Below are 12,762 nucleotides of genomic sequence, written 5' to 3'. Positions count from 1 at the left end.
GCGCGGAATTAACACTAATTTGTCAAAACTAGAAAATATCATGCAAATCCATCATTACCTTAAGTTAATTCGGCTTTTGCAATTATGATTTTGCTGCGGTAAGTTGGGATTTCGAGCGCAAAAGAGAACCTAGGTCATGTTTAAATACATCTTTATGTGCTTTGTTGTCATCTGTTTAGTTGGGTGCGACAAAGCCCCTCTTAATCAGTTGCAACATGTAAAACAAAATAAGGTATTACGTGTTGGCACGCTCGCGGGCCCGGGAAACTACTACCAAGGCACCACTGGAGAACAAGGGTTCGAATATGAACTGGCGAGTGAATTTGCCAATGAGCTTGGTGTTGAATTACACATCGTTCCTTACTTTAATCTAGATGAGTTATTTGCAAGGCTAGATGCCGGGGACTTAGATATCGTTGCCTCCGCAGTAAGCTTTCACCCATCAAGAACAGCGCAATATCGTTTTGGCCCGACGTATAGAATGATCAGTCAAAAGCTCGTGTACAAACAAGGGAGAGAATGGCCAAGAGACTTTGATGATATTAAAGCGCCAATTACCGTACTAGCACACAGCAACCATGTTATTGCCCTCGAAGAAGCAAAAACAAGCCATCCTCATTTGAGTTGGGAAGTTGTCTCAGATAAAGGTGAAGAAGAGCTGCTTCAGGCCATCATTGACGGAGAGATTGACTACACCATCACAGACTCACATTCACTGGCCCTATTTAGACGCTACCACCCAACCGTCAGTATTGCGTTTTCAGTTACAAAAGATGAACATGTGGCGTGGATGATGCGTAACGAAAAAGACGATTCGTTATATGCGTTGCTGCCTGCATTTTTCGCCCGAGTACAACAAAACAACTTTTTGGCCACGCTCGAAGAGAAGTATTTTGGTCATATCGAAGAGTTTAACTATGTAAACACCTTAGCCTTTGTCGAAGCTGTACATAGTACCTTACCCACCTATCTCAAGTGGTTTAAAAGTTATTCGAAACAGCACAATATCGATTGGCGTCTACTTGCTGCGGTCAGCTATCAAGAATCGATGTGGGATCCCAGAGCTAAGTCTCCAACTGGGGTTCGTGGCATCATGATGCTAACACAACCCACGGCTAAAAAAGTTGGCGTGACAAACCGCCTCAATGCCCAACAAAATATTGAAGGTGGTGCCAAATACCTACGTATTTTATTCGACCGTATGCCTGAAGAAATACAGCAGCCCGATAGTACCTGGTTTGCCCTTGCTTCCTACAATGTGGGCTGGGGCCATGTGCGAGATGCGCGTAACATTACTGCGGATCAAGGAGGCGATCCGAATAACTGGGCAGACGTTAAAAAACGACTACCACTACTTACTAAAAAGCGCTACTATCGAAATACAAGATATGGATATGCTCGTGGTGATGTTGCGGTAACGTATGTAGATAATATTCGCCGCTATTATGATGCACTTGTATGGTTGGAAGACAACGGTGCACTCCTACCTGACAGCAGTAAAGCCTCTTCGCAAACTACTCCGGTTGATAATCCAGACAAAGCAAGTGAAGTCGAGAAGCAGCAGTAATTTATATTTACTAAACTGGCTTGATAAATGCTTCAAAAGGTCATAAATCTGTCATAGGCATAGCGTATTTATACTAAATTAATATTTGGGGGCGGTACCCCCACCTAATCTCTCACATTCGGAGGTTCTATGTTGAGAAGACGTCGGAATCATCAATTTAAACGTAACACCAAATACACGTCGCCAAATCGCCGTCGTGTCATGATGAAAAATGCACACCGTAAAATGCTCTTGCGCCATCGTATTTTTGCGCTAATTCAAATGGAAGAGCAAAGGGACGCGAAAACAGCCACTGCGGTAGTACAACCCTAAGTACTGCCGTTTTTCAACTTTTTTGCAGCTTTAATCTCTTGGCGTCTGCGCTTAAAAAATGCAGACAGCTTTTCGCCACATACTTCACCCAATACGCCCGATGTAACTTCTAGTTGGTGGTTGAGCTTTTCATGCTGTAACAAGTTCATTATCGAACCAGCCGCGCCCGTTTTTGCATCCGAGGCACCAAACACCACTCGGCTCAAGCGGCTATGGACCAGTAAACCAGCACACATAGGACATGGCTCAAGCGTCACATATAAAGCGCAATCAATCAGCCGATAATTTTCAACGACTTTGCCAGCTTCTCGAATAGCCATCATTTCAGCGTGAGCCGAAGGATCATGACAGGTAATTGAACGGTTCCAACCCGCAGCTATCATTTCACCATCTTTCACTACAACAGCACCGACAGGAATTTCGTTCTCCGCTTCAGCTTTGTCAGCAAATGCTAACGCCACTTTCATCCAATATTGATCATCTTTTACTTCTGACATGGTAATTTTATAGTCGTCCTCACCTAAAATGGAGTATATCACCTCCTGCAGAGCTCTGGTTAAGCTGCTATTCTTAAATAATCACAGTCACCAATACAGCTGCTTTTATAAGCAAACTCAGGATGTTACCAACATCTTTTTAATATTTTGCGGACATTATTGATAATTTTCGCAATTTTGCCGTGGCTCACAGGGTTGGATTTACGCTATAATTCGCCGCTTTTTTTATTTCGTAAGCTCAAAAACACACGGGTAGAATATGAAATTTCCGGGACGCCGTAGGCATAAACACTATTTTCCGGTGGAAGATAAAGATCCGCTTATTAACCAGTTACACGCTGATGATCGGCTAAAAAGGAGCTATATCTGTGGTATAGATCAAATCGTCGTTGATATTGAAGCGAAAGTGGATCAAGCTTTTCTTGATGAATTCCACTTACAGCGTGGTATGTCACAAGTGATAGACAATGATGTCACCAACGCCCTTTATGATAGGCTAAAACGTGATGACATGATCGACTATGAATTTGCCGGCGGTACCATAGGTAACACCATGCACAACTATTCGGTGCTAGCAGATGACCGCTCAGTCCTACTTGGGGTGATGAGTGAAAACATAAAAATTGGCAGCTACGCCTATAAATTTTTATGTAACACCTCAAGCCGAGTTGATCTGGACTACTTGCAGCCAGTTGATGGCCCCATTGGTCGTTGCTTTACACTTATTGATGACAGTGGTGAGCGCACTTTTGCTATCAGCGCAGGATTAATGAATCACCTACGTCCTGAGTCTATTTGCCAAACGCTTATCGAAGAATCATCGGCGTTAGTGATCAGCGCTTATTTGATGCGTACGAGTGGCGACGAAACCATGACACAAGCAACAATGCAGGCGGTTGAGTATGCCAATAATGCCGGCATACCCGTAGTATTGACGCTTGGTACTAAGTTCTTAATTGAACAAGACCCCAAATGGTGGGCTGACTTCGTTGCTAAACATGTTGATATCCTTGCGATGAACGAAGAAGAAGGAGAGGCGATCACAGGCTTTAGCGATCCACTTCTCGCTGCGGATAAAGCACTGGACTGGGTTGATCTGGTCATCTGTACTGCGGGCCCTAAAGGGTTGTTTATGGCGGGTTATGTTGATGACTGCTGTAAGCGTGTGACTGAATACCCATTACTTCCCGGTGCTATTCCTGAATTTAATCGCTACGAATTCTCACGCGCAATGAAAAAAGCCCAGTGTGAACAGCCTATCAGAGCATACAGCCATACCGCTCCTTATATGGGTGGACCAGACATCATCAAGAATACTAATGGTGCAGGTGACTGCGCTCTTGCCGCTGTTTTGCATGATATTTGTGCCAATGAATACCATAAACTGAATGTACCAAACTCAGCAAAACATGAGCAAAGTGCAATTACCTATTCATCGCTGGCACAGATAAGCAAGTATGCAAACCGTGCAAGCTACGAGGTACTCGTTCAACACTCTCCAAGGTTATCTCGAGGCCTACCTGAGCGTGAAGACTCACTAGAGCAATCATACTGGGAACAATAACGGTTCTTAGCTTGATTAGGATTGGTAAAAATAGCGACTTCGGTCGCTATTTTTATATCATCTAGTTTGTATATAACTTGGCATCAAAAAATAGCAGTACCAAGTTCGTTGGATAGGTATTCTAATGCCGCGATCCCAGCCAAAGAGTTACCAACTTTATCAAGCCCTGGCGACCATACCGAAACCGTAAAACGATTGGGTACGATGGCGATTATCGCCCCCCCGACACCAGACTTGCCAGGCATCCCCACTCGATAACCGAAGTCACCAGCTGCATCGTAAAGACCACTCGTAAACAACAGCGAGTTCATTTGCTTGGTTTGTTTTTTGGTAAGTATCCGCTGTTTTGATAAGTTGCAGTAACCCTGGCTAGACAGATAGGAAAATGACTTCGCCAACTCAGTGGTATTCATTTCAATTGCGCAAAAATTGAAATATGACCATAACACATCCTCGACTTCATTATTAAAATTGCCAAATGACTTCATCAAATAAGCCATCGCTGCATTTCTATACCTGTGATCATATTCAGACTGCGCCACAATCTTATTAATACACAGCTTGTCGTTACCAGACATCGCTCTATAGCTTTCTAGCATGGTATGAATTGGAGCAGATAAACGAGAGTACAGCGCATCACAAGTTACAATGGCACCTGCATTTATAAATGGATTTCTTGGAATGCCATTTTCGAACTCAAGCTGAGTTAAGGAGTTAAAAGCTGTACCCGAAGGTTCTTTCCCTACCCGACTCCAAAGCTCGTCACCATAGCGCTGCAGCGCTAACGTCAATGTCATTACTTTGGATACTGATTGAATCGTAAATCTGGCTTCAGTATCTCCGGCACTATAAGTTTCGCCATCTACCGTATGCAGTGAAACAGAAAATTGTCCTAATGGCTGCTCAGCTAAAGCAGGAATATAGTTAGCAACTTTGCCTTGGCGTAACAACGGTTGAACTCGCTGCACAGCCTGTTCTAAAATTTCTTGGTAATTTGGCATATGCTCGTAATTAAGGCTAGCTAGGATGATTGGGGAAGTGTATCAAAAAAGGCCCCGTAGGGCCTGATGTTTATCTGAAACTAAGGTTATTTCAGTTCCATTTCTTGAATGATCTCGTGCGCAATAGGTGGCGTTGTACTCACCGGCTTCTGATGTTTATTGGCTTTTAACTGACCTTTTCGGTGCTTCAAAGCTGCATCCAACTTTTTAGACGCTTTGGCAATAGCAGGATACATCACTTCGTCTTCACCTTTTACCGATATTCGGCTACCAGCGTAGTTTGTACTTATCTCCGTGTAAAATTGTTTGTGTTCTTTGCTGACGATGATGTCTAGGGATAACAACGACGGAAAATGGTTAGCGATCTTGGCAAACTTTTCATGAACGTGGTTTTTAACAGCATCGGTTACATCTACGTGATGGCCAGATAAATTAATCTTCATATGCAATCCTTCTTTTGCGTTTACCCTTAACAATAGTATTGGCACGATTACTCGATTTCTCAAGAGCCTTAGCAAAAATTTATTACAAAAATTGGAAGGAAGCTGATTCTAATCAAAAAAACATTTCTAGAAAAATTACGCGATAATAAATCCAGGCATAAAAAAAGCCCTAGTAAGGGCTCTTTTCATATTGCGTAAACTTTACAATTAAAGGCCTGCACGCTCTTTAATGACAGCAATCAATGCTGAACCACCGTGGTTTGACTCAGCCCATGCTAAATCTTTACCGTCTTCTAACGCGCTTTTTGGAATACTTTTAATAATGTATTCCCCTGCATCGTTTGCGTTGCTAGCAATTGCATGTCTTAGTAAGTTATTACCGTTGCACTGAATTGCATCGTAAACATTACGCATTTTAAGGCGTGATGTTTTCAAAGCGTTACGAATGCGATTTTTATCGTCCGCAGCGATATATTCACATATAGAAAGCGCCAACTGATCGTTTGCACTTACCGGTTTGCTGAAAGAAAAAGCAGCAACAGCGATGGAAGCTGACAGTAGCACGGTAGTTAATTTCATTACACAGACCCTTTAATACTTTATTCGTAGCATATAACTGGCTATATTTTAGCAACCTAAACAATTGTTAGCAAGAAACTCATAGTTTTTTGTTCAGAGTTACGAATTTATAACTATGGTTATTTCTCTCGTCAGGTTCGTTACACTCAGTTTCAAGCACTTCCCATTCAGCAACCTGCTCGTAGTCAGGAAATTGAGTATCCCCTTCAACCTCTAAATCGATGAAGGTCAAATAGAGTCGCTGAGCATAAGGTAGAAATATGTCGTATATATGACCACCACCAATTATCATAATTTCGTCACCCCCTTCAACAGTACTCAATGCGGCTTCAGGCGAAGCGACGACCTCTATACCTTCCTGAGTGTAGTCAAGATTTCTGGATATCACTATGTTTCTACGACCCGGCAGAGGCCTACCAATAGACTCAAATGTTTTTCGACCCATGATCACAGGTTTACCTAGCGTAACCTTTTTGAAATGTTGAAGATCTGCAGGTAAGTGCCACGGCATATCGTTATCTTTTCCGATAACACGGTTATTTGCCATCGCAGCTATCATTGAAATTACCACAACGCACCTTTATAGTATTTTAGTATTAGTTTATACATACAATTAGCATGCAAGATGTTTGATTAACCTGAACTCGGGATAAGAAGTAAGTTAATCCACTAAAATCACTAAGCTCAAAAGCGTAGTATCACTCTAGCCAGAAGTTATTTCTTAATACAAGGCAAATTTGTGCATCAATAGCTGGCCTATTGCAAACAAATTGAACGCAGTAGTAAGGGATAACAGCTGCTAGAGAACAAGTTGTTATCCCGAGTTCAGGTTGATTAGTATATCATCTTCAACAGAATTGCGGCGAGAATACTGAGTTGAAGTATTACACTGTTCAAATAGGCATAAAAAAGGCCCATATAATGGGCCTCTTAGAGTAAACTCAATGTAACTTAACGCTCGTAAATAACTTCCACATCGTAGTCGTCGTCATCCCAATCATCCCAGTCATCATCATCGTCTTTATCATTTTTAGTTGCATGTCTGTGGTATGTGTCCCACTTAAATTCAACTTCTTCTTGCTGCTCTTCTTCGAATTTATCTTTTGGCATGCTTTCGAGAAGGTTCATGATATCAAAGCACAAAGGTTGCGTATTTAACTTGTTTGCAGCAGAGATCATATAAAAATTTTCTGCGTCTAGCTCTTCAGCAATACGGGCGCATACTTCTTCTCTTTCTTCCTCAAGCAACAAATCCACTTTATTTAGCACTAACCAACGAGGCTTTTCCGCTAATTTAGGGCTGTATTGATGCAGTTCGTTAATAATAGCGAAGCCATTCTCAACAGGATCACTACCATCAACCGGCATTACATCAATAATGTGTAATAACACTCGACAGCGCTCTAAGTGCTTTAAGAAACGAATACCAAGACCCGCACCGTCCGCAGCACCTTCGATTAGTCCTGGGATATCAGCAATTACAAATGACTTGCTCGCTTCAGGTCTCACAACACCTAAGTTAGGCACTAGTGTGGTAAATGGATAGTCAGCGACCTTTGGTTTAGCAGCAGATACACTGCGAATAAATGTAGATTTACCAGCATTTGGCAGCCCTAATAAGCCGACGTCTGCAAGCAGCATTAATTCTAAGCGAAGGTTACGAACTTCACCTTGAGTACCTAGCGTTTTCTGTCTTGGTGCGCGATTAGTACTTGACTTAAAACGCGTATTACCAAGACCATGGTACCCACCTTTCGCTACGATCAGCTTTTGTCCATGCTTGGTCAAATCACCTAAACACTCTTCAGTATCAACATCAGTCACTCTTGTACCAACTGGTACTTTAAGTACTAAGTCCTGGCCTTTCTTACCGGTGCAGTTTCGGCCTTGACCATTAGTGCCGCGCTCGGCTCGGTGAAAGCGTTCAAATTGATAGTCGATAAGCGTATTTAAGTTTTCATCAGCCTCAAGGAATACACTCCCGCCATCACCGCCATCACCTCCGTCTGGGCCACCATCTGGCACAAACTTTTCGCGGCGGAATGAAACGACACCACTGCCTCCATCTCCGGCTTCCGCTCTAATCTCTACTTCATCGACAAACTTCATGGTTTAAACTCTTTAACTCTGCCTGAATTCACTACATCATTATAGCAGCAGCGACAAATCGCTCCTAATACCAATTGTATTAATACGCCTTGATATAGCTAATTTGGTAATTGATGTGCTGAAAACAAAAAACCCCGCCTAAGCGGGGTTTTTTAGTATTTAATACCGATTACTCAGCAACGATGCTAACGTATTTACGGTTTAAAGGACCTTTCTGCTCAAAAACAACTTTACCGTCTGCTTTTGCGAAGATTGTGTGGTCTTTACCGATACCTGCGTTAGAACCAGCGTGGAAACGTGTACCACGTTGACGAACGATGATGCTACCCGCTAGAACTGATTCGCCACCAAAACGTTTAACACCTAAGCGTTTACTTTCTGAATCGCGACCGTTACGAGTACTACCAGCTGCCTTCTTATGTGCCATCTCTCTGTACCTCTAAAAATTAAGCGCTAATGCCAGTGATTTTAACTTCAGTGAACCACTGACGGTGGCCCATCTGCTTACGAGAATGCTTACGACGTCTAAATTTAACAATCTTAATCTTCTCGCCACGACCGTGAGATACAACTTCAGCTGTAATTTTACCACCGTTAACAAACGGTGCACCGATCTCGATCTTTTCACCATCAGCAATTAGAAGTACTGAATCAAATTCAACTGCTGCACCAGTTTCAACGTTTAGCTTTTCTAAACGAATTGTTTGACCTTCAGTCACACGGTGCTGTTTACCACCACTTTGGAAAACCGCGTACATAATTAACTCCGTCTGTGCGCCCTCAAATCGACGCAACTTAATATTCTTCAATAGGGCGCGAAGTTTACGCTAATGCGTATCTTGGCGCAAGAGCAAATTTGAAGAAAGTGAATAAAATTTAGCTCGTATGAGGGCAATCAAATATTTTCCCCTATTCTAGTCAAAAAAATGTCAAAGCCAAGCTCTTTTTTCTCTCAATTCATCAGACAAAAGGCGAATCTATGGTTTACCTAATACAGTACCAAATGAGATTTCACCGTACCTATTTCCCCCATTACACGACCATTAAAAGCACAAAAAGTAAGCATAAAAACGTTTTTTTATAAGCAACTACGACAATTTATCGAGTCGATGATTTTTTTGTAGTACAATCGCCGAGTTTATTCATTTTCGGTTAATAGATTGGCTCGGAGCGCAATGGATATAAAAACTATCCAAAATTTGGTTGAGCAAGATATGCTTGACGTCAACCAACTTATACATCAACAAATGCAATCTGATGTTGCACTTGTAAAACAGCTAGGTTTATACATTGTAAATAGCGGAGGAAAACGCATCCGCCCAATGTTGGCCCTTTTGGCTGCACGAGCATTAGGTTACGAAGGTGATAAACACATCACACTAGCGACAATTGTAGAGTTTATTCACACAGCAACCTTACTCCACGATGACGTGGTTGATGAGTCATTACTGCGCCGTGGAGAACCGACTGCAAATGCTGAATTTGGAAATGCGGCAAGCGTATTAGTCGGTGACTTTATCTACACTCGTTCATTCCAGTTGATGGTTGGTCTTGGTAATATGGAAGTCATGCAGATCCTAGCGGATGCAACCAATATTATCGCTGAGGGCGAAGTGTTACAGCTAATGAACTGTAATGACCCAGATACAACTGAAAAGAGTTATATGCAGGTTATCTACAGCAAAACGGCAAAGCTATTTGAAGCTGCAACTTTACTACCCGCTGTAGTGCTAGAGCAATCAGACGAAATTAAAACTGCGCTTAAGCTTTACGGTATGCATTTAGGCACAGCCTTCCAACTTGTAGACGATATTCTTGACTATAGTGCTAACGCAGAATTACTTGGCAAGAATATTGGTGATGATCTCGCTGAGGGTAAACCTACGCTTCCGCTTATTTATGCAATGCAGTATGCAAATGCTCAGCAATCAGCTCAGATCAGAACAGCGATAGAAAGTGGTAATGGACTTGATTATCTTGAAGATATTTTAGCAACACTAGCCGAGACCAAAGCACTTGACTTCACGATGGCTAAAGCCCAAGAAGAAGCCCAAAAAGCAATTGCACAATTAAGCGTTTTACCTGACTCAGTGCATAAAGAGGCACTTATTGGGCTTGCTAAACTTTCTGTGGATAGGAACTACTAACAACGAACTTAAAGGTGCATTCCATATACTGGTATTTAACCAAAAGTTGTATTCTGCATTTAACGCCACTCGTTTTAAGCTCGAATGGCCTTTTCTTTTTACTTATTCAGAGGCAGTTGGAGCTTGGTTAGTTCAATTCGCGGGCAGGCCTTGTTCTCCAATTCTTCTTTTGGCTTCTGAGCAATTTCAAGACTGAGATCTAATAGTACTCTCTAACTTTAGAGGCTCAGACATAAAAATAGGCCACAACCTACGTCGCAGCCTATAATAAACACTCTGAAAAAGCGTTCAACTAGCTTGAACGCTTCATATTAAGTGTACTACTTGGCATGAGCTAATTAATGCACTCCTTCTCTAGCCGCTCCCAGATTTTCGAAGAAAACGTCATGTTGCTCATTTAATTTTTTTGTATATATCACGCCGAGAGTGCCATCAATTTGATCAGTTACAAGCGGCTCATCAGAAGTACGTATATCAGAATAATCAAACTCCTTTATCAGTTGTGGCTTTGTAAACAACTCTGCTTCACCAAGGCTACTACTGTAAAAATTACCATAATCTGCGGAATAGAACAGACGAGTGGAGCCGTTGTGGTTAATTAATGAAACAGATCTTGGGATAGAGGCGGTGTTAAGCTTCTGGAGTGTTTCAAAGTTCTCTCCATCGTTCGAGATCAAAATTGTAATTAACTCTGAATCAAATGGTGTATAACTAAGTAAAACTCTACCATCAGGTAATGCGATTGCATTTACATTGGATTCAGAACGATCAAATCCATTGCCTGCAACTCGCTTCTCCTCGCTCCAATTCACTAAATCATCCGAAATACGAATATATACATCTAGCTCAGCGCTATTTGCTCCCGGAGCAAATAGATAGCTCAGCATATATTTACCGTTTTTCAGTTGAATTAACGAGCCGGGAACTAGACGCGCATTAGAACATGGAAAATCAGCCCCACCATCACAGCTGTCATAATTAGAAAAGTCTATTTCTGAAATCTTACTCCAAAGGCTTTCACTATCACTTTTTAATATACACAATGAAGATTCGTTACAATTACCTACAGCCAGTAAGTTACCACTTTTATCTTCAAATAGTTTTCCTGTTTCAATAGCAAAATCGCCAAGAGTCTCAACATTTAAGCTAGACGTTTGAACCCAGGATTGGCCATTATCAGATGAAATACTAACTCTACTATGTGTATCGGATAGTCCGTGGTTATATAAAGCCACCAGATCGCCATTTTCTAGAGAAATCAGTGAAGTTGCACCAGAATATTCAGTCGTGTTAGTAATATTAACTCTATGCTCCACGACTGCGTTTACTGAATACTCAAAAGTTTGCTCCCACTGTTTGTCCTTATTACTACCTGCTTTGTCAGCACAAAGACCACTTGCAACTGAACAGCCAGCTTGCAATTTTAGTTTAACATCCATAGCGCTTTCGCTTGCAGAAAAAGAAATTTTCCACCGTTGAGTTTGTTGATCAAACATGCCGCCTCTTTCATCTAAGAGTTGCTCAGCTCCTGTGGAGGAAGTTTGATACAACTTATATTTCACAAGCCAACCATCTTTAGAGCTTAGCGGCTTGTCATCGCCTAATAAATTAACGTCTATATCGACTAATTCATTAGTGCTGTATTTGGCTTTTAATCCTTCAACAACACCTGTAACATCATATTTAACTTCCGCAGGAGGCTTCTCCTTCCCTGCATTGTTAATGTCATCTACATCATCGTTAGATGAACCTCCACACGCACTCAATAATGAAAGTGCGACTCCCAAATAGGCTAACCGCATACTTGTATAAACATTACTAAACATTTTATGTTTCCTTACTATTATTGGTATAAGATTCAATGCATCTTATCGAAAGAAATTCTGTCGTTAAAAGGAAAATAGCGGCAAGATACTCATTTTCATGCAAGTGCAATACTAAAGATGCCTAACCTTGGCTACGTGAGAAACATTGACTTTCCCATTCCACTTCACTACGCACTTTGACTAATCAAGTCCTTGACTTATAGTAATATTACTATCTCCACTAAAGCTTCTTAGGTTAAGAATCTTAGGTATATTCAATTAGCTACTCTAATCCTTTTCAGTATTTTAAACTTTAATCGCGACAGCAGTACAGCTAACTTTCAGATAAAATGATACTCTAACACCCCAAATTCATCTTTGAAGTGTAACACTCTCCCAAATTGAACAACTTTCTGCTTTGAAAGGCAATCACGGGACGCCTCACCCAACAAGCCACTGAAATTAAATAAAAAATAATCTTTTTGTATTTCTATTAAAGGAGTTATGTTTTACCAGCTTGTTATTGCGTTTTCCTTATCTTAGATATACCCAAATAAGGAAATACTGTTATTAACTGCTTCTTTGCACTCATATCCATTTAAACGATGCCACCACTCAAATATTTCCTTATTACACATATAATTAACCTGAGCTGCGGATAATTAATGCCTTTCTAGCAGCCAGTTTTAGCGCTAACTGCGTTGAATTCACTTCCAATAGCCAGCTATTGGTGCGTAA

At 41.4% G+C, this 12,762-nt stretch carries 13 protein-coding genes; 4 read left to right on the top strand and 9 right to left on the bottom strand.

The features are described 5' to 3' along the window. Positions 1–136: 136 nt before the first annotated feature. Both mltF and MHN32_RS18860 read left to right on the top strand, forming a co-directional pair. Positions 137–1,567 carry a membrane-bound lytic murein transglycosylase MltF gene (mltF, locus tag MHN32_RS18865; RefSeq protein ID WP_235368307.1) on the top strand — a complete coding sequence of 477 codons (1,431 nt, stop codon included), beginning with the start codon at positions 137–139 and terminating at the stop codon, positions 1,565–1,567. A 129-nt stretch (positions 1,568–1,696) separates the two neighbouring features. After that, complete coding sequence (locus MHN32_RS18860) at positions 1,697–1,879, top strand: hypothetical protein (protein ID WP_010374594.1); 183 nt, start codon at positions 1,697–1,699, stop codon at positions 1,877–1,879. On the opposite strand, the gene tadA is transcribed toward MHN32_RS18860, so the two are convergent. After that, positions 1,876–2,376 carry a tRNA adenosine(34) deaminase TadA gene (tadA, locus tag MHN32_RS18855; RefSeq protein ID WP_239422527.1) on the bottom strand — a complete coding sequence of 167 codons (501 nt, stop codon included), beginning with the start codon at positions 2,374–2,376 and terminating at the stop codon, positions 1,876–1,878. The two genes, MHN32_RS18860 and tadA, sit on opposite strands and share 4 nt — an antisense overlap. 259 nt (positions 2,377–2,635) lie before the next feature. Here tadA and MHN32_RS18850 point away from each other — a divergent pair, with 259 nt between their 5' ends. Further along, the gene (locus tag MHN32_RS18850; RefSeq protein WP_174169738.1) at positions 2,636–3,940 is read left to right on the top strand and encodes an inosine/guanosine kinase; all 1,305 of its coding nucleotides are present in this window, start codon (positions 2,636–2,638) and stop codon (positions 3,938–3,940) included. 83 nt (positions 3,941–4,023) lie between these two features. Here MHN32_RS18850 and glsB read toward each other — a convergent pair whose 3' ends face one another. The 7 genes from glsB to rplU all read right to left on the bottom strand — a co-directional run bounded on the left by glsB (position 4,024) and on the right by rplU (position 8,830). Beyond that, positions 4,024–4,941 (bottom strand): glutaminase B, encoded by a 918-nt coding sequence (gene glsB / locus MHN32_RS18845; protein ID WP_239422515.1) that lies wholly within the window; start codon positions 4,939–4,941, stop codon positions 4,024–4,026. Positions 4,942–5,027: 86 nt separating this feature from the next. Beyond that, positions 5,028–5,384, bottom strand: a complete 357-nt coding sequence (raiA, locus tag MHN32_RS18840; RefSeq protein WP_010374586.1) for a ribosome-associated translation inhibitor RaiA — start codon at positions 5,382–5,384, stop codon at positions 5,028–5,030. A 207-nt stretch (positions 5,385–5,591) separates the two neighbouring features. Beyond that, entirely contained in the window at positions 5,592–5,963 is a 372-nt protein-coding gene (locus tag MHN32_RS18835) for a DUF3718 domain-containing protein (protein ID WP_010607605.1), read from the bottom strand. Between the two features lie 79 nt (positions 5,964–6,042). Further along, on the bottom strand, positions 6,043–6,534 hold the full coding sequence (folA, locus tag MHN32_RS18830) for a type 3 dihydrofolate reductase (RefSeq protein ID WP_343224413.1): 492 nt from the start codon (positions 6,532–6,534) through the stop codon (positions 6,043–6,045). A gap of 380 nt (positions 6,535–6,914) precedes the next feature. Continuing rightward, the gene (gene cgtA, locus MHN32_RS18825) at positions 6,915–8,072 is read right to left on the bottom strand and encodes an Obg family GTPase CgtA (protein WP_239422514.1); all 1,158 of its coding nucleotides are present in this window, start codon (positions 8,070–8,072) and stop codon (positions 6,915–6,917) included. Positions 8,073–8,241: 169 nt separating this feature from the next. After that, the gene (gene rpmA / locus MHN32_RS18820; protein WP_088529763.1) at positions 8,242–8,499 is read right to left on the bottom strand and encodes a 50S ribosomal protein L27; all 258 of its coding nucleotides are present in this window, start codon (positions 8,497–8,499) and stop codon (positions 8,242–8,244) included. A gap of 19 nt (positions 8,500–8,518) precedes the next feature. Then, positions 8,519–8,830, bottom strand: coding sequence for a 50S ribosomal protein L21 (rplU, locus tag MHN32_RS18815; RefSeq protein ID WP_010374575.1), 312 nt, complete (start codon positions 8,828–8,830; stop codon positions 8,519–8,521). A gap of 417 nt (positions 8,831–9,247) precedes the next feature. Here rplU and ispB point away from each other — a divergent pair, with 417 nt between their 5' ends. Continuing rightward, entirely contained in the window at positions 9,248–10,219 is a 972-nt protein-coding gene (gene ispB, locus MHN32_RS18810; RefSeq protein WP_239422513.1) for an octaprenyl diphosphate synthase, read from the top strand. Positions 10,220–10,557: 338 nt separating this feature from the next. On the opposite strand, the gene MHN32_RS18805 is transcribed toward ispB, so the two are convergent. After that, the gene (locus MHN32_RS18805; RefSeq protein WP_239422512.1) at positions 10,558–12,045 is read right to left on the bottom strand and encodes a sialidase family protein; all 1,488 of its coding nucleotides are present in this window, start codon (positions 12,043–12,045) and stop codon (positions 10,558–10,560) included. Positions 12,046–12,762: the final 717 nt, after the last annotated feature.

It is taken from the genome of Pseudoalteromonas sp. Of11M-6 (assembly GCF_022347905.1).
Classification (GTDB): Bacteria; Pseudomonadota; Gammaproteobacteria; order Enterobacterales; family Alteromonadaceae; genus Pseudoalteromonas.
This window is presented reverse-complemented; position numbering and strand designations above follow the sequence as displayed.

Bases quoted from the DNA above. Each gene is read 5' to 3' on its own strand.
- rplU (WP_010374575.1), bottom strand. From the start codon at position 8,830: ATGTACGCGGTTTTCCAAAGTGGTGGTAAACAGCACCGTGTGACTGAA.
- MHN32_RS18850 (WP_174169738.1), top strand. From the start codon at position 2,636: ATGAAATTTCCGGGACGCCGTAGGCATAAACACTATTTTCCGGTGGAA.
- cgtA (WP_239422514.1), bottom strand. From the start codon at position 8,072: ATGAAGTTTGTCGATGAAGTAGAGATTAGAGCGGAAGCCGGAGATGGA.
- raiA (WP_010374586.1), bottom strand. From the start codon at position 5,384: ATGAAGATTAATTTATCTGGCCATCACGTAGATGTAACCGATGCTGTT.
- MHN32_RS18805 (WP_239422512.1), bottom strand. From the start codon at position 12,045: ATGTTTAGTAATGTTTATACAAGTATGCGGTTAGCCTATTTGGGAGTC.
- MHN32_RS18835 (WP_010607605.1), bottom strand. From the start codon at position 5,963: ATGAAATTAACTACCGTGCTACTGTCAGCTTCCATCGCTGTTGCTGCT.
- MHN32_RS18860 (WP_010374594.1), top strand. From the start codon at position 1,697: ATGTTGAGAAGACGTCGGAATCATCAATTTAAACGTAACACCAAATAC.
- ispB (WP_239422513.1), top strand. From the start codon at position 9,248: ATGGATATAAAAACTATCCAAAATTTGGTTGAGCAAGATATGCTTGAC.
- glsB (WP_239422515.1), bottom strand. From the start codon at position 4,941: ATGCCAAATTACCAAGAAATTTTAGAACAGGCTGTGCAGCGAGTTCAA.
- tadA (WP_239422527.1), bottom strand. From the start codon at position 2,376: ATGTCAGAAGTAAAAGATGATCAATATTGGATGAAAGTGGCGTTAGCA.
- rpmA (WP_088529763.1), bottom strand. From the start codon at position 8,499: ATGGCACATAAGAAGGCAGCTGGTAGTACTCGTAACGGTCGCGATTCA.
- mltF (WP_235368307.1), top strand. From the start codon at position 137: ATGTTTAAATACATCTTTATGTGCTTTGTTGTCATCTGTTTAGTTGGG.